Genomic DNA, 21,817 nt, shown 5'->3' with positions numbered 1-21,817 from the left:
GTCAACGGCGTCCGTGTCGCCGCCATACGGCCGACGCGGACCACGGGAGCGCGAACAGCGCAGGAAATCCACAACAACTCAAGGAAATGAGGCAATCATGGCACAGGAGGAACAGGCGGACAGGCTCGACATCCCGCGGCATCTGCAGTACAGCGAGGACCATGTGTGGGTGGACGACTCGGTCGAACCGGCCGTCATCGGCATCACCGAATACGCGGCCGAACGCATGGGCGACATCGTGTTCGTCGACCTGCCGCAGGTCGGCACGCGCGTGGAGGCCGGCGATGAGCTCATGCAGATCGAATCGGCGAAGGCCGTCGAACCGGTCATCAGCCCCGTCGCCGGCACCGTGAAATACGTCAACCACGAAGCCGAGGACGACGCCGCGATCATCAACGACGACCCCTACGGCGAAGGCTGGCTCGTCAAGATCGAGCTCGACGACGACGTCCCCGAGCTGCTGAGCGCGGACGAATACGCGGCCGTCATCAGGAAATAATAACGGCGGCGTCCGGCCATGGCGCACGCATGCGGACGCATATATACATAGGGAATGAAGGAAGCTGACATGAGCGATCCGGAAGCATCGGAACGACGGCTGCGGGCGACGAAACGGCTGCTTGACCGCGCGCTGAACGAAATCGAGCGCGAAGGTCGCACCGGCGTGCGCCGTGTACGCGGCACGGCAACGCCCGACGCCGAACTCGTCGAGGATGACGCCACGCTCGCGGCGCTTACGGCGCAGGAGGACGGCGACGCCGCACCGGCCGCCGTCGCGCTGCGCACGACGTCGGCGGCGACGGCGACCGATGACATGCCGACGGTCGCCGTGCCGCTCGGCGAGATCGCGTCCGGCGTGTCGCGCCGACGCTTCGTGCGTCGACGTCGGCTGCATATGACGAACCCGGTCAAGGCGCTCGCGCGCAAGGTCGTCATCGCCGCGTTCGGCGTGTGGATCAAGGTCTCGACGTCGCTCGTGCGGCGTCTCAACTGGTTCCCGAGCGTCAAGTCGTACGTCGGATACGGCACCGAGGAGTATTCGCGCCTCGTCTGCCGCACGATCTACGCGCCGACGCGCGCCAAGCCGCATACGCCGATGCGCGGCATCCACGCGATGCTCGAAGTGCCGGCGGCGCATGAACGCGTGCGCATCGACATCGACGACGTGCCGCTCAAGACGGTGCAGGTCGGCACGATGGAGGTCTACGATCCGATGGACCCCTCGCGCAGCCAGACGATGGACTACTCGATCTCCGACTCGGCGGGCTACCTCGACCTGCTCGCCGAACACCGGCTGCGGCCGGGCATCCACACGATCAGCTGCATGGTGCCGCGCCGGCCGCCGGTCGAAGCGGAGCTGTTCACGATCCCGAGCGACACGAAGGTCGGCGTCATCTCCGACGTGGACGACACGATCATGGTCACGCAGGTGCCGACCGTGTGGAAGGCCGCCTACAACATGCTGCTGCTGTCGCCGCACAAGCGCGCGTCGGTGCCGGGCATGGCGGTGATGTACAACAAGATTCGCGCGATGTTCCCGAATGCGCCGTTCTTCTATCTTTCTACGTCGCCGTGGAACGTAGAAAGCCAGATCCGCGGATTCATCACCGACTACGGGTTCCCGGACGGCCCGCTGCTGCTGCGCGACCTCGACCCCAGACCGAAGACCTTCGTACCCTCCGGCGTGCAGCACAAGCTCGAATACGCCGAACAGCTGATGGAGGACTTCCCGGACATGAAGTTCATCCTGATCGGCGACGACGGGCAGAAGGATCCGACGACGTACGCGCAGATCGTGCGCCGGTATCCGGGACGCGTGCTCGCGATCGGCATCCGGCAGCTGTCGCCGCGTGAGGCGGGCGGCGGACTCGTGTCGATGACCGGCTTCGCGACGACGCAGCCGGTGCCGGACACCGACGTGCCGGTGTTCACCGGCGCGACCGGCGCGAACATGATGAAGACGATGCTGCCGTACCTCGAGCAGTTCGTCTGACGGTGTGGGGCGTTGCCGCGCACAACATGCGCGCGGCAACGCCCCACCGGGCACGGGGCGGTGTTCTTGATGCCGTTGTACGCACGTATCCGCACGCCGGGTGAGCGGGGCTCGGAACCGGCAGGCGCATCTCATATGTCTTTCCGGTATGCCGTGGAGGATTGCGGCGGTCGGTGTGTGAAGAGGGCGTGGTGAGCGGAATGGGGTTTATGGGTGGGGTGGAGGCGGTATTTGCGTTGAGGGGGAGCATCATCGTGGTTGGGGTCGGGTATGGGGTGTTTGGGGTGTTGGAAAATGGCGGAAACTGGTGGGCGTACTTGGTCCGGGCCGCGATGTTGCTCCCCCTCAGCGCAGATGCGCTCGTCTGGCGGTATGGTTGACGACTACCTGATCACCTACGCGTACATCTTGCGCTCAACGTGGGTGGACGCCGCATGGAGACCCACGCCGGGCGCGGTGATGGATGCCGGCGCGCGCCCTGGCTCCATGGTTCTCCTAGATCTTGGCCGGACGGGGCGCATGCGTGCGTATAATCGGCGCATGACCAACGAGCAGAACGCGCAGGCGGCCATCCCGGCGCCGCAGGCCGCGCGGATCGACAGCGAACGCAACTTCCACGACGACGTCTTCGTCGACCCCTACGAGTGGATGAGGGACAAGGAGTCGCCGCGTCTCAAGCAGTACGTGGCCGACGAGAACGCATACACCGAATCGCGCATGGCGCATCTGGGACCGTTGCGCGACCGGCTCTTCGAGGAATTCCGTTCGCATGTCCAGGAGACCGACATGTCGGTGCCGACGCGCATGGACGGCTATTGGTACTACGCGCGTACGCAGGAGGGCAAGCAGTACGCGGTGCAGTGCCGCCTGCCGGTGTGCGACGAGGACGACTGGAACCCGCCGGAAATCGATGCGACGCAGCGTCCGGGGGAGCTCGAGGGCGAACAGGTCATCCTCGACGCGAACGTCGAGGCGCAAAGCCATGACTTCTACCGCATCGGCGGCATGGATATCAGCAAGGACGGCCGCTGGTTGCTGCTCGGCGTCGACACGAACGGCGACGAACGATACGATTTCACGATCCGCGAGATCGCGACCGGGCGCGAGCTGCCTGAACGCTTCGAAGGCATCGCGGCCGCCTGCTTCACTCCGGACGCGCGCTACGTGTTCTACACGGTGCTCGACGAGGCGCAGCGGCCGTGGCTCATCCGCCGGCATAAGGTGGGCACCGATGTCGCCGACGATGTGGACGTCTACCGTGAGGAGGACGAACGCTTCTGGACCGGCATCGGTGTGTCCTTCGACGAACGGCATCTGGTGATCGGCACCGGCTCGAAGACGACGAGCGAGGTGCTGATGCTGCCGGTGAGCGACCCGGAGGGCGAGTTCACGCCGTTCATTCCGCGCCGGGAGGGTGTCGAGTACGACGTGAGCTTCGCGACCTTCGAAGGCGCCGGCGAGCGCGGCGAGGACGTGCCGGTCGCCGTCGTCTACCACAACGCGACGAACCCGAACTTCGAGATCGACGTCATCGACATGCGCGCGCACGCCGCGCCGTACGCGCTCGGCGACGGTACGATGATCGCATGCGGATCGCCGTACGGCTGCGAACTCGGCGACGCCGTCATCGAGGGGGCGTCGGCGATGCCGGTCGGCACGCCGTTCGACGACCCGCGCAACCCGCAGCTGCTGCGCGGCGTGCGCGGTCTGGCGATCGACGGCATCGCGCTGCATCGGCATTTCGTCGCATTGTCCTACCGCGCCGACGGTCTGCCTCGTCTCGCCGTCATGGGCAAGGACGCCGCAGCCGACGACTTCCTCCACGGCAGGCCGTGGCGCTTCGAGGCGGTCACGCCGCCGGCGCTCGACGGCGACTGGACGCCGCGGGACGTGCCGGCGCCGGCGTTGGACGGCTTCGACGGCGAGGCGGGACGGCTCTATTCGATCGGCACGACCGGCAATCCCTCGTATGACGCGCCGCGCATGCGCTACCTGTTCACGAGCTACACGCGTCCCGGCGAGCTGCACGAGCTCGACACGCGCGACGGCGCCGATGTGCTGCTCAAGGAGGCGACGGTGCTCGGCGGCTACGATCCGCGCGATTATGCGGAACGCCGCGTCTGGGTGACGGCGCGCGACGGTGAACGCATCCCCGTCTCCCTCGTCTACCGGCGTGACGCGATGCGCGGGCGTATGCCGATGTTCGTCATCGGCTACGGCGCCTATGAGATCAGTTCCGATCCGGGGTTCTCGATCGCGCGGCTGAGCCTGCTCGACCGCGGCGTGCTGTATGCGGTGCCGCATGTGCGCGGCGGCGGCGAGATGGGCCGCGCATGGTATGAGAATGGCCGTCGTCTGCGCAAGAAGCACACATTCGAGGATTTCGTCGACGTGACCGCCGCGCTGCAGGACTGCGGTCTCGCCGACCCGGCGCGCACCGTCGCGAACGGCGGATCGGCGGGCGGCCTGCTGATGGGCGCCGTCGCGAACATGGCGCCGGAACGCTACGCCGGCATCGAGGCGGATGTGCCGTTCGTCGACGCGCTGACGACGATGCTCGACCCGTCGCTGCCGTTGACGGTGACCGAATGGGACGAGTGGGGCGATCCGCTGCACGACGCCGAGGCCTACCGCTACATGCGCGACTATTCGCCGTACGAGAACGCGCCGATGCCGGAGCCGGCCGCCGATGGAGCGGCACATGCCGTGTGGCGCGACGGAGAGGCCGTGGCGCGCTATCCGAAGATCTTCGTGACGACGTCGATGAACGATTCGCGCGTCCTCGTCGTCGAACCGCTCAAATGGGTCGCGCGGCTGCAGGCTGCGGGGCTCGATGCGCTCATCAGGATCGAGGTCGAGGCCGGGCACGGCGGCGGCACCGGACGCTACAAGCAGTGGCGCGACGTCTGCTATGAGAACGCATGGTGTCTGGAGGCGATGGGCGCCGAGGAGCTGCTCGAATCGGCCGTGCGATGACGTGGACAGTGCCGGCGCGACGGCCGCCGGCACGACGTCTCAATCGGGATTCCACTATATGGAATCGAACGGCGGCGCTGTCCACGGAATGAACGGTGCCGCATGCGCGCCGTCCGCGCGCGTGTACGCTCGCATGTCATGAACGAACACAAGCAGTACACGATCGCCGTCATCCCCGGCGACGGCATCGGCAAGGAAGTCACCCCGTGGGCACAGCAGGCGCTGGAGAAGGCGGCCGCGGACGTGGCGGCATTCAACTATGTGCCCTTCGATCTGGGCGCCGAGCGCTATCTGCGCGACGGCGAGATCCTGCCGGACGAGGACCTCGAGGCCATCAAGAAGACCGACGCGATCCTGCTGGGCGCGGTCGGTGATCCGCGCGTCAAGGCAGGCGTCCTCGAACGCGGGCTGCTGCTCAAGCTGCGTTTCGCGCTCGACCAGTATGTGAACCTGCGCCCGTCGAAGCTGTATCAGGGCGTCACGTCGCCGCTCGCCGAGCCGGGCGACATCGACTTCGTCGTCGTGCGCGAAGGCACCGAAGGCCTGTACTGCGGTGCCGGCGGCGCGATCCGCAAGGGCACCGAGCACGAAGTGGCCACCGAGGTCTCGATCAACACGGCTTACGGCGTCGAACGCGTCGTGCGCTATGCGTTCGAACTGGCGATGAAGCGCCGTAAGCATGTGACGCTCGTGCACAAGAAGAACGTGCTCGTCAACGCCGGCGACATGTGGCAGCGCATCGTCGACAAGGTCGGCGAGGAGTATCCGGAGGTCACGCACGACTACAACCACATCGACGCGGCCACGATCTACCTCGTCAACGATCCGCAGCGTTTCGACGTCATCCTCACCGACAACCTCTTCGGCGACATCCTCACCGATGAAGCGGGCGCCGTCGTCGGCGGCGTCGGCTATTCGGCGTCCGGCTGCATCAACGCGATCGACGAGTATCCGTCGATGTTCGAGCCGATCCACGGTTCGGCGCCGGACATCGCCGGCAAGGGCATCGCGAACCCGACGGCCGCGATCCTGTCGGCCGCGATGCTGCTGCGGCATCTCGGATTCGACGACGCCGCGGCGCGCATCGACGCGGCGGTCGAAGCGGATATCGCCGAGCTCGGTTCGACGGCGCGTTCGACCGATGAGGTCGGCCGTGACATCCTCGCGCGCATCTGAACGCCTGCGGGACGTTTGGATGATATGGCCGGCGGTGTTTGCGCGATGCGTAAACGCCGCCGGCCGTTCTTCGGCACTCGGCTGTAGAATGAGCGCCGTATGTGCAACGAACCGCGCGAGCGGTTCCCGGTAACGAAACCACGGCACGGCCACGTGCCGTACGAAAGAGGTAATCATGTGCTGCAACTGTGAAGAAGCGTCGATGAACTACAGCAACGGCTTCCAGACCTATGCGCGTCCGACGGCGGGCCCGTACATCGCGACGACCCATGTTCCGAGCGAGTACGGCCCGGTCTACGTCGCCTGAGCGCGCCGCCTACCACGCTTCGACGGACGTCCGCATCCATATGCGGCCGTCCGTTTTTCGTTGCCAGAGCAGCCTCGCGAGCGGGTGCGGCGGGGTATGGGGTGTACACGGATACCGCCGTTAGGTGAGGTGGGCGGATGTCGACGCGTTGCGATCGTTATGGGTGCAGTTCGTGGCGGTGGCGTTCGCTGCGGGTGCGGTTGCGATCGTTATGGGTGCAGGTTGTGGCGGTGGCGTTCGCTGCGGGTGCGGTTGCGATCGTTATGGGTGCAGGTTGTGGCGGTGGCGTTCGCTGCGGGTGCGGTTGCGATCGTTATGGGTGCAGTTCGTGGCGGTGACGGTCGCTGAGGCGGCGGCGCTCGTGGAAGAGGCAGTCGTGAGCATCACGGGAGGGGCGGAGGCGGGCGGCTGAGATGGATGCGGCGCGCGCGGATGCGCGATGCGTTACGCTGAAAGTCGGGAAACGTGCAGCCGATTCCCATCGGGGGCGGCTATCGTTGGCTCCAGAGCCAACGGCAATGGCATGTGCGCGCCGCGCATGTGCATGAGGAATCGAGGAACCGATGACACAACCACAGACCAATCCGGACAATCCAACCAACCCGACCGATCCGGACAACCTGAACGATGCGAGCGCCGATCTGCAGGCCGACCCACAGACGGTGGCCTTCGAGCAGACGAGCGTGACCGACCCGGCAACCGGCGACACGGTCACCGAAACGATCGCGACCGAGGACGTCGCGGACGCGACCGTCACGGAGGCGATTTCCGACGCGTCGTCTTCCGCTGCGACCGCTTTCGACATGGCGCCGGACGGCGCGCAGGCCACTTTTGGCAATCCGTCCGCCTACGGCGCGCCGACCACGACCGACACGCCGACTTCGGCCACGACCGATACATCGACCGCGGCCTATGCGCAGACGTCGGCGCAGACCGTCGACTCGATGGGCAACCCGTATACGGCGGCGCCGACGTCGAGCCCGTATGGGCAGCCGTCAACCGATGCCTTCACCGACCACACGATGCCGGCGGACGCCTACTCCACGCCGACCTACGCGGCGTCAGGCTATGCCGCGCCGGGCTCCGCGCAGCAGCCTGCCTATGGTGCGCCGAACGGCGCGCAGCCGGCCTATGCGGCGCCGACTACCTACTACGTCGCGCGCAACAAGATCCTCGCGGGTCTGCTCGCGCTCTTCTTCGGCATGTTCGGCATCCACAACTTCTACCTCGGCTACACCGGCCGCGGCATCGCGCAGCTGCTGCTGACGGTGCTCGGCTGGATCGTGCTCGGTCTGGGACCGCTCGCCGCGCTGATCTGGTCGTGGATCGAAGGCGTACGCATCCTCACCTCCGATTACGGCACGCCCGAGCATCGCGACGCGCGCGGCGTCGAACTGATGGACTGACGGGATGCGGTCATGACCGGCCGTTCCGGTTCCGTCAAAGTGCCCGGCGGCAAGCTCGTCCGTGTGACGCTTGCCGCCGGCGCTTGTCTCGACGGCGATTTCTTCGCCGACGGCGATGCGCACGGCGTCATCGACGCCGTCGAAAACGTCCTCGTCGATGCCGCCCGCGAACTCGATATGACGCTCGCTGATGCCGCGTCGGCCGACGGCGCTGCGACTCGACCTGACGGACAAGGCGGGGGACCTGCTCACGATGCCGCGTCGGCCGACGGCGGTGCGATGGCTGGCGTCGCCGCGCCGGATGACGGATCCGTTCCGACGGCCGATACCGCCGATGACGTTGATTCCGTTGATTCCGACCTGCGTACGCGCGCGGACGAGACCCATGCCGAAGAGGATGACGGGGACCTTCGCGATGCCGGTCCGCGTACGCGCGCGACGGAGAACGCCCAACCGGCAGCGTTCGGTCGTCCCCGGGGCCCCGCCGGTCCGCGTACGCGCGCGACGGAGAACGCGGTGGAGGCATGGTACCGGCGCACGGTGCGGCGCATCGACGATGTGCTCGGCGGCCGACTCATCGGCGCGAACGCCGACGCGATCGCGTTGGCGACGCTGCGCGCGGCGGCCGGGGACGATGCCGCTGCGCGCGCCTTCGAGGAGCGCCATACGGCGCGGGTGCGCCGCTCGTGGCGGGCCGCGCAGCATCCGCGGACGCCGTCGCCGATATGCATCGCCGCCGACGAGATCCGTTCGCGCTGGGCGGCACTGCGGCCGCATGTCGTCGTCGACCGGCCGCGGATGCCCGAGGAGCAGATGGCGCTCGAACCACAATGGGCGCGGCAGGTGGCCGACGGCGAGCGCCCGCCGACGATCCGCATCTGGCACTGGGCGGCGCCGGCCGTCGTCTGCGGCCGCTACCAGTCGATCGAGGATGAGGTGGACGTGGCGGCGGCGCGCGCGCGAGGCGTGCACATCGTGCGCCGCGGCACCGGCGGCGGCGCGATGTTCATCGAACCGGCCGACACGATCACCTATTCGCTGTACGCGCCGCTGTGGTTCGCCGACGGGCTTGACGCCGTGCAGGCCTATCAGCTGTGCGACGCGTGGCTGCTCGCGGCGCTCGCCGAGTGCGGCGTGCGCGCATGCTATGCGGGGCTCAACGACATCGCCGCCGTGCATGACGACGGTGGCGGCGCGACCGCCGTCGGCGGCAAGATCGGCGGCGCGGCGCAGATGCGCGTATCCGCGCGCGACGGCGCCCCCGGCTGCCTGCTGCACCACGTCACGCTCGCGTATGCGATCGACGCGGCCGCGATGGGCGGCATCCTCATCACCGATCCGGAGAAGATGTCGGACAAGGCCGTGAAATCGGCGCGTCGGCGCGTCGAGCCGATGACGGCGCAGACGACGATGACGCGCGAGGAGGTCGTCGCGACGATGGCGCAGGTCGCGGCGGCGTTCGGCTCGCAGACGCCTATGCGGGCATAGCAGGACCAATGCCGCAGGATCGTCTCCGCGCTCGAGGAACGTGATCGCTCCCTGTTTCCGTAATCGTTCCTGAACCGCATCGTCTGCGCGCTCCGGAAGGCGACGGCCATCGGCGGCGGCGCGGTCGGTGCGTCGGTCGCGTCCGTGTTCGCGGACGGCGGCGGTTTGACGGCGTCGCGGCGCCGCTTGTACAGGCCGATGCCGCTTCCGCGTTCAGAGTAGCGGACGCGGCGTCGCCGACGCCGTCCGTGATCGGGTATGCCGCGGCGCGGACGGCGGCATGTCGCGGGATACGCCGGGCATGACGTGCTGCACAAGGGCGCCGACGCATGCGGCGGCGGACGACCGCCGTCGCGCTCGGGCTGGCGGCGGCGATGCGACGACGGTACAATGGACGGCGGCGCGCGCCGCGCGGCCGCGTGAAACAACCGTGAAACGAGGTGGTCATGTCATCGGACGAGACGTACGGGGAGGGCAATCCGCTGCTGCAGACGGCGTTGTTCAGGCACGTCTCCGCCGAGCAGGCCAAGGAGCTGCTGCCGGCGCTGCATCATGAGACCGTGCGCAAGGGCGACTGCATCTTCCGCGAAGGGGACACCGACCAGCGGATGTACGTCATCGAGAGCGGACGCGTCAAGCTGACGCGCAAGTCGATCGACGACCGTGTGCAGCTGCTCAGCATCCAGGCGCGCGGCGAGGTGCTCGGCGAGATCCCGGTCTTCGACCCCGACGGCGGCCCGCGCACGGCGTCGGCGATCGCGATGATGAACGACACGCGCCTCGTCTGGCTCGAGCATGACGCGCTGTTCCGGTGGCTCGACAAGTATCCGCGCGTCGCCGTCGACATGCTGCAGGTGCTCGCGCACCGCATGCGCGCGAACAACGAACGCATCGCCGACCTCGTGTTCATGGACGTGCCGGCCAGGCTCGCGAAGACGCTGCTCAACCTCGCGTCGCGTTTCGGCAAGCCGGTCGAGGCCGGCCTGCAGGTGCCGCACGACCTCACGCAGGAGGAGATGGCACAGCTCGTCGGCTCGTCGAGGGAGACGGTGAACAAGGCGCTGATGGACTTCGCGAACCGCGGATGGATCGCGCGCGAGGGGCGCACGATCGTCATCTACCAGCCGGGCAAGCTCATCCGCAGATCGCAGCGCTGAACGGATTCGCGTCCATACGGGGCGCGGCGATGCTGGCGATGCGCTGTGAACAACGTGTGAAATCGCTGGATGCGTGTCGCGCGAAGGGCGCGGAATGTGGCCGAAGCCACGTTTGGCGCCCATGGCGTCGGTAGAGCCGACAACATAGAATGGTGCGCATGCCGAAGAAGAAGAAAACCCTGAGTGGAGTGCGCATTCTCGCGCTCGCGCTGGCGTTCATCACGCTGTGCGTCGCCGGCGGCGCGACGACGTGCCTGCTGTTCCTCCCCGCGGTCATGGGGGCGAACAACGTGGCGCGGGCGGTCTCCCCGTCGATGGAGGTCGAAGGCATCGACTTCGACGTGACGAACCTGCCGCAGAAATCGACGATGTACGCGAACGACGGCAAGACCGTCATCGCGGAGTTCTACGCGCAGAACCGCGAGGTCGTGCCGCTCAAGGACATCTCGAAGCCGATGATGCAGGCCGTCGTGGCCCGCGAGGACAAGCGTTTCTGGGAGCACTCGGGCGTCGACGTGCAGGGCGTCATGCGCGCCTTCGTGCAGACGTACATGAGGAAGGGCGACCAGCAGGGCGGATCGAGCCTCACGCAGCAGTACGTGAAGAACGTGCTCGCGACGAAGGCGCGCGAAAGCGACGACCCGATCGGCGAATACCACGCGACCGAGGACACGATCGCCCGCAAGCTGCGCGAGATGCTGCTGTCGGTGCAGATGGAGAAGAAGTACTCGAAGCAGGAGATCCTGCAGGGCTACCTGAACATCGCACAGTTCGGTTCGAACTCGCTCTACGGCGTGCAGGCGGCCGCCGAACGCTACTTCAACACGACCGCCGACAAGCTCAACGTCGTCCAGGCGGCGACGATCGCGATGGTCACGAAGAACCCGTCGAAGTACGATCCGTCGATCCCCGAGAACCAGGAGGAGGCGCAGAAGCAGCGCAACATCGTGCTCAAGCTGATGCTCGACCAGAAGTTCATCACGCAGCAGGAGTACGAGGAGGCCGTCAACACGCCGCTCAAGGACACGCTGCAGCTGACCGACGTGAGCCGCGGATGCATGGCCGCGAAGTACAACACCGGCTTCTTCTGCGACTACGTCGTGCATAAGATCGAGAACTCGCCCGAGTTCGGCAAGACGGCCGAGGACCGCGAGAAGCTGCTGCAGGAGGGCGGCCTCAAGATCGTCACGACGCTCGACCTGGACGCGAGCAACGCGATGATGGAGACGGCGAACCAGACGATCCCGGCGAACGATCCCTCCGGCATGGAGATCGTCATGGCCTCGGTCAAGCCGGGAACCGGCGAAGTGCTCGGTTTCGGACTCAACCGCACCTACGACGCGACCGACGCGGCCGCGACCGATCCGACGAGATCGTCGATGAACTACGCCGTCGACCAGGTCGACGGCGGCGGTCAGGGCTTCCCGATCGGCTCGTCGTGGAAGCCGATCAACCTCGTCGCGTGGATGCAGCAGGGACGTTCGATCAACGAGATGCTCGTCGCGCCGACCGACTTCCTGACGAACCGCTTCAACTGCAGCGGCTACGCCGGCGGCACCGACAACTGGCACGTGACGAACGCGTTGACGAACGGCACCGTCTCGCCGGAAAGCCCGTTCCTCGGCCTCGTCCACTCGCACAACACGACGATGGCGGCGATGGGCGCGCAGATCGGCCTGTGCGCGGTCGCCGACGCGGCGAAGGCCGTCGGCTACCACAACGCGAAGATCGGCCAGGAGGACGTCTACTCGGACATCTCGATGCACCCGGCGCTGCTCATCGGCGGCACGACCTCGGTCTCGCCGCTGACGATGGCGAACGTCTACGCGACGTACGCGGCCGACGGCGTGCAGTGCACGCCGATCGCGATCAAGTCGGTCGAGAACACCGACGGCGAACAGCTCGACGTGCCGAAGGCGAACTGCCATCAGGCGGTCGACAGGGACATCATCCAGACGCTCGCGTACACGATGAACCAGGGCGTGACACGCCCCGACGGCGCGGCCGGTTCGGCGAAGCTCGCCAACAACCGCAAGACCTTCGCGAAGACCGGTACGAACGAGAACATGTACGTGACGACCGGCGGCTTCATCCCGAAGCAGATCGCGACCTTCGTGCTCGTCGGCGACGCGCAGGACCCGACGAACCACCCGATTGAGAACATCGCGATCAACGGCAACTACCACGGCTACTGGGACGGTTCGACGATCGCGGCCCCGGCCTTCAGCCAGTCCGTGAGCAAGTACGCGGAGAAGAAGAACCTGCCGATGGACAACGACTACGGCCAACCGGTCGACAAATACATGCGCTCGACCGGGCGCACGACCGGTTCGACAGGCTCGACCGGCACGCAGCAGAGCGGCCAGAGCGGCCAGACGCAGCAGCAGGGCACGACGACCACACGGTAGTCGGCCACGGACCGCGGCCGCGCGCTCCGGTCCGAACGGCGACGCGAGGGGCGCCCTTCCGGCATGGAGGGGCGCCCCTCGTCGTCGTTGCGGCCTCGTTTCCCGCATCGCCGGCGGGGCGTGCGGGCCGCGACGTCCGCACGCGCATGTGCTACAGTGCGCGGTATGGGAAAAGCAAAGAAGCAGAAACGAATCCCGGCAAAGCGCGCATCGGCGCGTCCGATCCTGTTCGAACCGATCACGATCCGCGGCACAAGCGCGCGCAACCGCATCTGGCTGCCGCCGATGTGCATGTACTCGGTGACGGCATGCGACGGCAGGCCGGCCGATTTCCACTACCAGCATTACGTGTCCCGGGCGCTCGGCGGCTTCGGGCTCATCATCGTCGAGGCGACGGCCGTCACGCCCGAGGGACGCATCTCGCCATGCGATCTCGGTCTGTGGGAGGACGGGCAGATCGACGCCTACCGGTGGATCGTCGACGGCATGAAGCGCGCCGGCGCGACGCCGGCGATCCAGCTGGGCCATGCGGGACGCAAGGCGTCGACCGGCTGCTTCGGCATCGGCGTGCCGGGGGAGAGCCTCGCCCCCGACGAAGGCGGCTGGCGCACCGTCGCGCCGTCGGCGATCGCCTACGGTGACTTCCCCGAGCCGCGCGCGCTCGGCGTCGACGAGATCCATGCCATCGAGGACCGCTTCCGCGACGCCGCCTGGCGTGCGCAGGAGGCCGGGTTCGAGGCGATCGAGATCCATGCGGCCCACGGCTACCTATTGTCCGAGTTCCTCGACCCGTTGACGAACATGCGCGACGACGAGTACGGCGGATCGCCCGAGAACCGCGCGCGCATGCTCGTCGAGACCGTGGACAAGGTGCGTGCCGTCGTGCGCGACGACATGCCGGTGTTCGTGCGCATTTCGGCGACCGACTGGGCCGAGGGCGGATTCGGCGCCGACGACGCCGTCGCTCTCGCGAGGACGCTCAAGGACCACGGCGTCGACCTGATCGACGTCTCGACCGGCGGCGTACTGCCGTGGGTGACGATCCCGGCGGCCCCCGGCTACCAGGTGCCGTTCGCCGACCGCGTGCGCAACGAGGCCGGCATCGCGACGACGGCGGTCGGTCTGATCACAAAGCCGCGTCAGGCGCTCAGGATCCTCACGCATGGGCAGGCCGACGCCGTCGAGATCGGCCGGGCGGCCCTGCGTGAGCCGTACTGGCCGCTGCGCGCCGCCGCGAAACTCGGCATGGCGCGCGACGACATCGACTATCCGCCGCAGATCGTCCGCGGCGCGTGGCGCGACGGCGAAAACTGGTGAGCTAGGCGTCTCTACGGCCGTATCTTCAGCCTATCTGCGTTGAGGGAGGGCTTCTTCGGCGATATGGCCAAGTATCAGGGCCTGAAACCCGCATGATACCGTGGCGCTACTTGCCTCAATCCAAGATGATGCTCTCCCTCAACACAGATAGGTGCACAAACGGTGCCTAACGGCGCGTGAACGGCGTATGGGCGGTCTCCCGACGGGGATGCGGGGCCCTCCCATACGCTTAAGGCAGCAATCAGGCGTCGACGCCGACGGCGTCGGCCACGTTCGCGAAGCCGTCGCGGCGCAGCAGCTCGGCGAGTCCGCGCTTGAGCACGGTGATCTGCTGCGGGCCGCGGTACATCAGCGATGAGATGAACATGACGAGCGACGAGCCGGCGCGGATCTTCTCATACGCCTGCTTCGGCGTGAAGACGCCGCCGATGCCGGCGATCGCGAAACGGTCGCCGTAGTCGCGGTGGACGCGGCGGATCAGCTCGGTGCTGCCGACGGTGCACGGACCGCCCGACAGGCCGCCGAGCCACGACGGCGGGATGTCGAGTCCGGTGCGGTCCTTCTGCAGGTTCGCGATCGACAGGCCCTGCACGTTGTGGTCGGCGAGCACGTCGACGAGCTCGCGGAACTCCTCCCAAGTCTTGTTGAGAGGCATCTTGACGAGCGTCGGCTGCGGGCGCTCGATCTTGTCGAGCTCGGTGAACAGGCGGTCGAGCGCCTCCGGGTCCTCGTTGAACGGCTCGCCGACCGTCGTGTTCGGGCACGAGATGTTCACCTCGACCATCGCGGTGCGGCCGGCCGCGCGACGCATCGAGACGCAGTAGTCCTCGATGCCTTCGTTGATGCCGCCGACGAGGTCGTCGTTCGTGCGTGCGATCGACACCGACATCTGCATCGTGCGCGTGCGGCGCCACGCCTGTTCGGTCTTCGCGATGATCTTGTCGGAGCCCTCGTTCGCCAGCCCCACATGCACCATCATCGAATCGTATTCGGGCAGACGGTGGAACCACGGGCGCGGATTGCCGGCGCACGGGCGCGCCGTCGTCGAGCCGACCGTCTCGAAGCCGAAGCCGGCGTTGTCGAGCAGCGTCGCCATCTCGCAGTCCTTGTCGAGACCGGCGGACAGGCCGAAGGGGTTGGCGAAGTCGACGCCCATGACCGAGGTCTCGAGGATCGGGTCGGTGTAGTCGAGCATCTGGCGCAGCAGCCACATCAGCGGCGCGATGTTGCGCGTGGCCTTGCAGAACCCGATCATCTGGGCGTGCGACTTGTCCGGCGGCTTGTTGAAGACGAAATGAGGTTTGATGACGTGCTTGTACGCGCAGGTGAACAGGTCGGTCGTCGCCTTGTTGATCGCGTCGTGCAAGCTGTTTTCGGAAACGTAAGCCATCGTTCCATTGTGCCATGTCGGGCGCCGGAACGCACATGCGAACGGCGGGGCCGCCCCGCCGCCCCGCCGTTCGCATGTGCGGTTTTGCCGATGGCTGCACGATATGCGGGGACGGGGCGCGCTGACTACAGTCGGTACGGACATCAGACGGCGGTCGGGCGCCGGTGCGCCATGCGGTAAAGTCGGGTGCAGACGGCCGGCGGCGGCCGACGGACGGGAGGCGGATATGACGGGTCGTGTATGCGTGGTCATGCCGACGTACAACGAACGCGCGAACCTCGAGCCGACGCTCAGCGGCGTCTTCGAGCGCAACCCGGACGTCGACGTGCTCATCGTCGACGACAACTCGCCCGACGGCACCGGCAGGCTCGCCGACGTCATCGCGAAGGCCACGCATATGACGCCCGGACTGAGCGTCGAGGTCAAAAGCAACGACATCGCGCACGACGTCGCGTTCTGCAAGGGCGACGATGACGCGGCGCTGCTGTCCGATGCGAACGTGAGCACCGCCGACCTCAAGATCGCGAACCGCGTCAACGCGACGACGACCGGATCGAGGTTGCATGTGCTGCACCGTGCCGGCAAGCTCGGCCTCGGCTCCGCGTACGTCGACGGATTCAACTGGGCGCTCGCGCGCGGCTACGACGTGATCTGCGAGATGGACATGGACGGCTCCCACCGACCCGACGACCTGCGGCGCATCCTGCAGCGCATCCGCGACGACGAGCGCGTCGACCTCGTGCTCGGCTCGAGGCGCGTCCCCGGCGGCACGACGCAGAACTGGCCGTGGTACCGCGACGTCATCTCCCGTGCAGGCTCCTCCTACGCGCGTTTCATGCTAGGGCTCAAGGTGCGCGACATGACGAGCGGCTTCCGTGCCTACCGCGCGCGCATCCTGCGCAGGATCGACCTCGACGGCATCGACGACAACGGCTACGTGTTCCAGATCGACATGACGCGGCGCGTCGTGGCGGCCGGCGGCGTCGTCGTCGAGGTGCCGATCGTGTTCCCGGAACGCGCGCTCGGCGTCTCGAAGATGGACGGCTCGATCGTGCACGAGGCGATGCGCAAGGTGACCCAATGGGGGCTTTCGCGCATGCACCGGCAGCTGCACGATCCGCGCGAGCGCGAGTTCGAGCGCCGCGCCGCGCATCGTCAGATCGCCGACGCGCCCGATGACGACTTCAACGACGACCTCGAGGCCGAGGCCGAGAACATCGACTGACGAGGACGCCCGCTGACGGGGTCGCTGGATGACGCGGCCTCCGATTGCGCCGACGCCTGCCGATGCGGATGCCTGCCGACGCGGACGTCGGCCGGACGGACGCGGGCTCGTGTCGTGCCGCCATGGCGTGCGCGGCGCGACGCCTGCATGTGCGCCATGGCGGTCATGCCGATGATCACGGGGCCATGTGCGGATCGGGCATCGGCAGGGTGTCGGCCGCACTGCGGCCGTATGGGCCGTCCGGATGCCGCACGGGCCGTCCGGATGCCATCCGGATGCGGCGAAGGGCGGCGCGCACGCCTGCGTCCGTCCTGCATACGAGTGCAAAAGATCGGTTTATGTGCGGTTCTGTTTGGAAAACACGCCGAAATGTTTGTTTCGAGTTGTCTGTTGCAATGAAATGTGCGATAATGTTCATATGATTTCCTCACAACGACAGCATCTGATCCTGAGTCGGCTGCGTACGCGCGGCGCGGTGCGCATCACCGCGCTCTCCAAGGAGCTCGGCGTCTCGGCGATGACGATCCGCAGGGACATCGCCGAACTCGCGGACAAGGGCCTGCTGCGGCGCGTGCACGGCGGCGCCGTGTCGACGAGCACGCTGCTGAGCGAGCCGCTGTTCTCGGTCAAGTCGCAGATGGACATCGGACTCAAGGACGCGATCGCGCAGCAGGCGATCGACTACGTCTCGCCGGGCGACGTCATCGCGATCGGCGGCGGCACGACCGCCTACGTCTTCGCGCAGCACCTGCTCGAGTCGCAGCGCTCGAACGGCATCACGATCCTGACGAACTCGATCCCGGTCGCAGAACTCGTGCAGGCCCTCGAGTCGAAGGACGTCGAGGTCATCGTCACCGGCGGCGTCATCACGCGGTCGAACTCGCTCGTCGGGCCGATCGCCGACAAGGTCATCGCGTCGCTGCGCGTGAACACCGTGTTCCTCGGCACCCACTCGGTGTCGATCCCGCGCGGCTTCCTGATGCCGAACTCGCTCGAGGCGGCGACCGACATGGCGATGATGGACATCGCCGACCGCACGATCATCCTCACCGACCACACGAAGTGGAGCAGCACATCGCTGTCGCTGTTCGCGCGCTTCGACCAGGTGGATACCGTCATCACCGACGACGGCCTCGACACGGATTCGGCGACGAAGACGCGCGACCTCGTCAAGGAACTCGTACTCGCCCACGACAGGGCATCCGACGAAACAGAAAGCGAATGACGACGATGTCGCAATATGCACAATACGAACCCGGCGACTACGCGAAGGAGCACATCCGCATCACGCCGACGACGCTCGCCGACGGCCGCGACTTCTTCTATCTCGACGACGAGCCGGAGTTCGTCTCCGGCGAGCGCACGCGCCGCCTCGACGACCCGCGCGAGTTGCCGTACCGCTTCGCGCCGCATCTGGACGCCGACGGCGTCGAGGTGCGCTACCAGGCGCCGCAGATGCGCCGCGACCCGCTCACCGGCGACTGGATCCCGATGGCGACGGCGCGCATGAACCGCCCGATCACGGCCGGCGCCGGCGCGACGGCGAAGGGCAACCCGCTCGCCGCGCGCAAGCCCGGCGACCCGTACCAGGACGGCGAGGTCCCGGACACCGACTACGACGTCGTCATCTTCGAGAACCGCTTCCCGTCGATGGTGCAGGTGCCCGGCGTGTCCGACGAGGCGGGCTGCGTCGACGGCAACCCGCTGTGGCAGGTGCGTCCGGCGGCCGGACGCTGCGAGGTCATCTGCTTCGACCCGGACGAGGACGGCCTGCCCGCCGACCTGCCGGTGTCGCGCCTGCGCACCGTCGTCGAGGCGTGGGCCTTCCGCACGGCCGAGCTGAGCACGATCGACGGCATCGAGCAGATCTTCCCGTTCGAGAACCACGGCGAGGAGATCGGCGTCTCGCTCGCGCACCCGCACGGCCAGATCTACGCCTACCCGTTCATCGCGCCGAAGCTCGAGACCGAGCTGGAACACACCGAAGCCTACTTCGAGCGCACGGGCGGCAACCTGCTGCACGACCTGATGGCCGCCGAGATCGACGCGCGGCACCGCGTCGTCATGCGCAACCACAGCTGGGTCGCCTACGTGCCGGCCGCTGCGCGCTGGCCGCTCGAGGTGCACGTCGCGCCGCTGCGCGACGGCGTCCTCACGCTCGACGAGCTCGACGACCAGGAACGCTGGGACCTCGCGCAGATGTACTCGACGCTGCTCAAGCGCGGCAACCGCTTCTTCGACAAGGGTGACGGCAAGGGCATGGACCTGCCGTACATCGCAGCCTGGCATCAGGCGCCGGTGCGCGACGCGCGCCGCGACCACTACCGGCTCAACCTGCAGTTCTTCTCGTTCCGCCGCGCAGCGAACAAGATCAAGTACCTCGCCGGTTCCGAATCGGGCATGGCCGCGTGGGTCTCGGACACGACCCCCGAGCTCATCGCGGCGCGCTTCCACGAGCTCGGCCCGGTCGACATCGCCGACGAAGGCTGAGCGGCGTCGCCGCCGCGGCGATCACCAATCAGACATCACCAATACAGACATCGCAACCCGCGTCGCCGATGATGGCGGCGCGACGACAGACACGGAAGAACAACACTTATGGCACAGGTGGAATTCATCGAAGCGATGGGCGACGACGACGGCGCGCGCAAGGCGGCCGCGCTGTTCCGCGCACGCTACGGCAACGAGCCGGACGGCGTCTGGGCGGCGCCCGGACGCGTCAACCTCATCGGCGAACACACGGACTACAACGGCGGCCTCTGCCTGCCGATCGCGCTGCCGCACCGCACCTACGTGGCGCTCGCCGCGCGCGATGACACGACGGCGCGCGTCGTCTCCGACGTCGCGCCCGAGACGGTCGTCGAAGCCGACCTCGACGGCCTCGAGGCCGGCGGCGTCGACGGATGGGCGGCCTACCCGGTCGGCGTCGCGTGGGCGTTGCGCCGGGCCGGCTTCGAGCAGGTGCGCGGCTTCGACGCTGCCTTCGCCTCCTGCGTGCCGCTCGGCTCGGGGCTGAGCTCGTCGGCGGCGATGACCTGCTCGACGGCGCTCGCGCTCGACGACGTGCACGCGCTCGGCTTCGGCGGCGACGACGCCGGCCGCGTCACATTGATCGACGCTGCGATCAGCGCGGAGAACGACATGGCCGGCGCTTCGACCGGCGGACTCGACCAGAACGCGTCGATGCGCTGCGCCGAGGGCCGAGCGCTGCGCCTCGACTGCCGTCCCGGACTGGGCGCGCTCGAGAACGTCAAGCAGGAGCCCTTCGATCTGGGATGTTACGGCCTCGAGCTGCTCGTGCTCGACACGCGCGCGCCGCACCAGCTCAACGACGGCCAGTACGAGGCGCGCCGCACGATGTGCGAACAGGCGGCGGCGATCCTCGGCGTGGCGAACCTGCGCGAGGTCGCCGACGCCGTCAACGCCGCCGACGATCCGCAGCAGGCGCTCGCGGACGTGCTCGCGCGGCTCGACGACGGGACGATGCGCCGTCGCGTGCGGCACGTCGTCACCGAGATCGGACGCGTCGACCGTTTCGTCGACGCCTTCGCGCGCGGCGATATGCGGCAGGCGGGCGCGTTGTTCGACGCGTCACACGATTCACTGCGCGACGACTACGAGGTGACGGTGCCCGAGCTCGACACGGCTGTCGACGTCGCGCGCGCCGAGGGCGCGTACGGCGCGCGCATGACCGGCGGCGGCTTCGGCGGTTCGATCATCGCGCTCGTCGACGCCGGGGCCAGTGAACGGATCGCGCAGGCGATCGCCGACGAGTTCGGCCGCCGCGGCTTCCGCGCGCCGCGCGCGTTGCCGGCCCATGCGGCAGCCGCGGCGCAGCGCGTGCACTGAGCGCGCATCGCCTTCCCCGATCACGACGGCGTCCCCGCCGCGTCCCTCGACGCGGCGGGGACGCCGTCGTCGATGCCGACGGCCGCATGCGGGGACGACGGCGAAACGTAAAGGTTTGGGAAGACGGCGTGCGGATGCGCGCCGCTGCGGTTATGCTCGAAACGGACAAAAGACGGCAGCGACGTCCGCGGGGCGGACGCGGCACGGCGGGAGGGTGAACGCGCTATGGCTGACAGGTGGGACGACGGCAACCACGACGGACATGACGGCGACCACGACGACTGGGACATGTGGGAGGACATGCACGCCGACGCGGATGCGGACGGCGCCGATGCGGCCGCCGTGCAGGCGGAGGGGGATGCGCCGGAAGGGACGCCGGAGACTGGCGCGGACGGCGGTACCGATTTCGGCGACATCATCGACCCGCACGAGCCCGGCGCGCCGAGGCCGACGCCGGAGCAGCTCGCCGCCAAACGCAAGAAGGACAACCGCAGGTTCTTCGCGATGCTCGCCGCGATGAGCGCGCTGCTGCTCATCGGCGTCGGCCTGATCCTGTATCCGACGGTCGCCGACGCCTGGAACCGCCACGTCGCGTCGCGCGCCGTCGCGGGATACATCGAGAAGGTCGCCGACACCTCGAAGGAGGACCGCGACAAGGAGCTCGCGCGCGCGAAGGAATACAACGAATCGCTCATCGGGCAGGGCACTTCCAGGTTCCTGCCGACGCCGGAGGAGAAGAAGGCCTACGAGTCGATCCTCGACGTGAGCGGCACCGGCATCATGGACTATGTGACGATCCCGAAGATCAAGGCGCGCCTGCCGATCTACCACGGCACCGACGAGACGGTGCTGCAGATCGCGGCCGGCCATCTCGAAGGCTCGAGCCTGCCGATCGGCGGCCCGTCGACGCACACGGTGCTCACCGGACACACCGGCCTGCCGAGCGCGATGCTGTTCACCGGCCTCGACACGCTCGGCAAGGGCGACAGGTTCACGATCGCCGTCTACGACGAGGTGCTCACCTACGAGGTCGAGGCGACGCACACGGTGCTGCCGAACGAGGTCAAGGACCTCGCGATCCAGAAGGACCGCGATCTGGCGAGCCTCGTGACCTGCACGCCGTAC

At 67.6% G+C, this 21,817-nt stretch carries 16 protein-coding genes; 14 read left to right on the top strand and 2 right to left on the bottom strand.

Annotated features, from left to right (window positions below; translation table 11 throughout):
* Positions 1-97 precede the first annotated feature (97 nt).
* The 9 genes from gcvH to B1400_RS00110 all read left to right on the top strand — a co-directional run bounded on the left by gcvH (position 98) and on the right by B1400_RS00110 (position 14,228).
* Complete coding sequence (gene gcvH / locus B1400_RS00160; RefSeq protein WP_095612491.1) at positions 98-499, top strand: glycine cleavage system protein GcvH; 402 nt, start codon at positions 98-100, stop codon at positions 497-499.
* A 69-nt stretch (positions 500-568) separates the two neighbouring features.
* Complete coding sequence (locus tag B1400_RS00155) at positions 569-1,993, top strand: App1 family protein (RefSeq protein WP_095612490.1); 1,425 nt, start codon at positions 569-571, stop codon at positions 1,991-1,993.
* A gap of 540 nt (positions 1,994-2,533) precedes the next feature.
* Entirely contained in the window at positions 2,534-4,969 is a 2,436-nt protein-coding gene (locus B1400_RS00145; RefSeq protein ID WP_095612488.1) for a S9 family peptidase, read from the top strand.
* A gap of 138 nt (positions 4,970-5,107) precedes the next feature.
* On the top strand, positions 5,108-6,145 hold the full coding sequence (locus B1400_RS00140) for a 3-isopropylmalate dehydrogenase (protein WP_095612540.1): 1,038 nt from the start codon (positions 5,108-5,110) through the stop codon (positions 6,143-6,145).
* An 870-nt stretch (positions 6,146-7,015) separates the two neighbouring features.
* Entirely contained in the window at positions 7,016-7,858 is an 843-nt protein-coding gene (locus tag B1400_RS00130; RefSeq protein ID WP_095612486.1) for a TM2 domain-containing protein, read from the top strand.
* A gap of 12 nt (positions 7,859-7,870) precedes the next feature.
* Positions 7,871-9,346, top strand: a complete 1,476-nt coding sequence (locus B1400_RS09855) for a lipoate--protein ligase family protein (RefSeq protein WP_235607223.1) — start codon at positions 7,871-7,873, stop codon at positions 9,344-9,346.
* A 446-nt stretch (positions 9,347-9,792) separates the two neighbouring features.
* On the top strand, positions 9,793-10,503 hold the full coding sequence (locus B1400_RS00120) for a Crp/Fnr family transcriptional regulator (protein WP_095612485.1): 711 nt from the start codon (positions 9,793-9,795) through the stop codon (positions 10,501-10,503).
* 149 nt (positions 10,504-10,652) lie between these two features.
* Positions 10,653-12,911, top strand: coding sequence for a transglycosylase domain-containing protein (locus B1400_RS00115; protein ID WP_407641050.1), 2,259 nt, complete (start codon positions 10,653-10,655; stop codon positions 12,909-12,911).
* Positions 12,912-13,076: 165 nt separating this feature from the next.
* Positions 13,077-14,228 (top strand): NADH:flavin oxidoreductase/NADH oxidase, encoded by a 1,152-nt coding sequence (locus B1400_RS00110; protein ID WP_095612484.1) that lies wholly within the window; start codon positions 13,077-13,079, stop codon positions 14,226-14,228.
* Positions 14,229-14,469: 241 nt separating this feature from the next.
* Here B1400_RS00110 and B1400_RS00105 read toward each other — a convergent pair whose 3' ends face one another.
* Positions 14,470-15,618: a quinone-dependent dihydroorotate dehydrogenase gene (locus tag B1400_RS00105; protein ID WP_095612483.1), complete on the bottom strand. Its 1,149-nt coding sequence runs from the start codon at positions 15,616-15,618 to the stop codon at positions 14,470-14,472.
* A 250-nt stretch (positions 15,619-15,868) separates the two neighbouring features.
* Between B1400_RS00105 and B1400_RS00100 the strand changes: the two genes are divergently transcribed.
* On the top strand, positions 15,869-16,843 hold the full coding sequence (locus tag B1400_RS00100; protein WP_235607222.1) for a polyprenol monophosphomannose synthase: 975 nt from the start codon (positions 15,869-15,871) through the stop codon (positions 16,841-16,843).
* Positions 16,844-17,018: 175 nt separating this feature from the next.
* Here B1400_RS00100 and B1400_RS09385 read toward each other — a convergent pair whose 3' ends face one another.
* Complete coding sequence (locus B1400_RS09385; protein WP_133064563.1) at positions 17,019-17,261, bottom strand: hypothetical protein; 243 nt, start codon at positions 17,259-17,261, stop codon at positions 17,019-17,021.
* Here B1400_RS09385 and B1400_RS00095 point away from each other — a divergent pair.
* From B1400_RS00095 to B1400_RS00080, 4 genes are all read left to right on the top strand, one after another.
* Complete coding sequence (locus tag B1400_RS00095; protein ID WP_201260172.1) at positions 17,244-18,068, top strand: DeoR/GlpR family DNA-binding transcription regulator; 825 nt, start codon at positions 17,244-17,246, stop codon at positions 18,066-18,068. The two genes, B1400_RS09385 and B1400_RS00095, sit on opposite strands and share 18 nt — an antisense overlap.
* A gap of 5 nt (positions 18,069-18,073) precedes the next feature.
* Positions 18,074-19,333, top strand: coding sequence for a galactose-1-phosphate uridylyltransferase (gene galT, locus B1400_RS00090; RefSeq protein WP_095612537.1), 1,260 nt, complete (start codon positions 18,074-18,076; stop codon positions 19,331-19,333).
* A 108-nt stretch (positions 19,334-19,441) separates the two neighbouring features.
* On the top strand, positions 19,442-20,692 hold the full coding sequence (gene galK / locus B1400_RS00085; protein WP_095612480.1) for a galactokinase: 1,251 nt from the start codon (positions 19,442-19,444) through the stop codon (positions 20,690-20,692).
* Positions 20,693-20,917: 225 nt separating this feature from the next.
* Positions 20,918-21,817, top strand: a 900-nt coding sequence (locus B1400_RS00080) for a class C sortase (protein ID WP_235607221.1), incomplete at its 3' end; no start/stop codon positions are given.

The sequence above is a fragment of the Bifidobacterium italicum genome (assembly GCF_002286915.1).
In the GTDB taxonomy this organism is placed as follows: domain Bacteria; phylum Actinomycetota; class Actinomycetes; order Actinomycetales; family Bifidobacteriaceae; genus Bifidobacterium; species Bifidobacterium italicum.
This window is presented reverse-complemented; position numbering and strand designations above follow the sequence as displayed.

What these genes read in the sequence shown, in the direction of transcription:
- gcvH (WP_095612491.1), top strand. Translation starts at nt 98, where the DNA reads ATGGCACAGGAGGAACAGGCGGACAGGCTCGACATCCCGCGGCATCTG.
- B1400_RS00155 (WP_095612490.1), top strand. Translation starts at nt 569, where the DNA reads ATGAGCGATCCGGAAGCATCGGAACGACGGCTGCGGGCGACGAAACGG.
- B1400_RS00145 (WP_095612488.1), top strand. Translation starts at nt 2,534, where the DNA reads ATGACCAACGAGCAGAACGCGCAGGCGGCCATCCCGGCGCCGCAGGCC.
- B1400_RS00140 (WP_095612540.1), top strand. Translation starts at nt 5,108, where the DNA reads ATGAACGAACACAAGCAGTACACGATCGCCGTCATCCCCGGCGACGGC.
- B1400_RS00130 (WP_095612486.1), top strand. Translation starts at nt 7,016, where the DNA reads ATGACACAACCACAGACCAATCCGGACAATCCAACCAACCCGACCGAT.
- B1400_RS09855 (WP_235607223.1), top strand. Translation starts at nt 7,871, where the DNA reads ATGACCGGCCGTTCCGGTTCCGTCAAAGTGCCCGGCGGCAAGCTCGTC.
- B1400_RS00120 (WP_095612485.1), top strand. Translation starts at nt 9,793, where the DNA reads ATGTCATCGGACGAGACGTACGGGGAGGGCAATCCGCTGCTGCAGACG.
- B1400_RS00115 (WP_407641050.1), top strand. Translation starts at nt 10,653, where the DNA reads ATGGTGCGCATGCCGAAGAAGAAGAAAACCCTGAGTGGAGTGCGCATT.
- B1400_RS00110 (WP_095612484.1), top strand. Translation starts at nt 13,077, where the DNA reads ATGGGAAAAGCAAAGAAGCAGAAACGAATCCCGGCAAAGCGCGCATCG.
- B1400_RS00105 (WP_095612483.1), bottom strand. Translation starts at nt 15,618, where the DNA reads ATGGCTTACGTTTCCGAAAACAGCTTGCACGACGCGATCAACAAGGCG.
- B1400_RS00100 (WP_235607222.1), top strand. Translation starts at nt 15,869, where the DNA reads ATGCCGACGTACAACGAACGCGCGAACCTCGAGCCGACGCTCAGCGGC.
- B1400_RS00095 (WP_201260172.1), top strand. Translation starts at nt 17,244, where the DNA reads ATGTGCGATAATGTTCATATGATTTCCTCACAACGACAGCATCTGATC.
- B1400_RS09385 (WP_133064563.1), bottom strand. Translation starts at nt 17,261, where the DNA reads ATGAACATTATCGCACATTTCATTGCAACAGACAACTCGAAACAAACA.
- galT (WP_095612537.1), top strand. Translation starts at nt 18,074, where the DNA reads ATGTCGCAATATGCACAATACGAACCCGGCGACTACGCGAAGGAGCAC.
- galK (WP_095612480.1), top strand. Translation starts at nt 19,442, where the DNA reads ATGGCACAGGTGGAATTCATCGAAGCGATGGGCGACGACGACGGCGCG.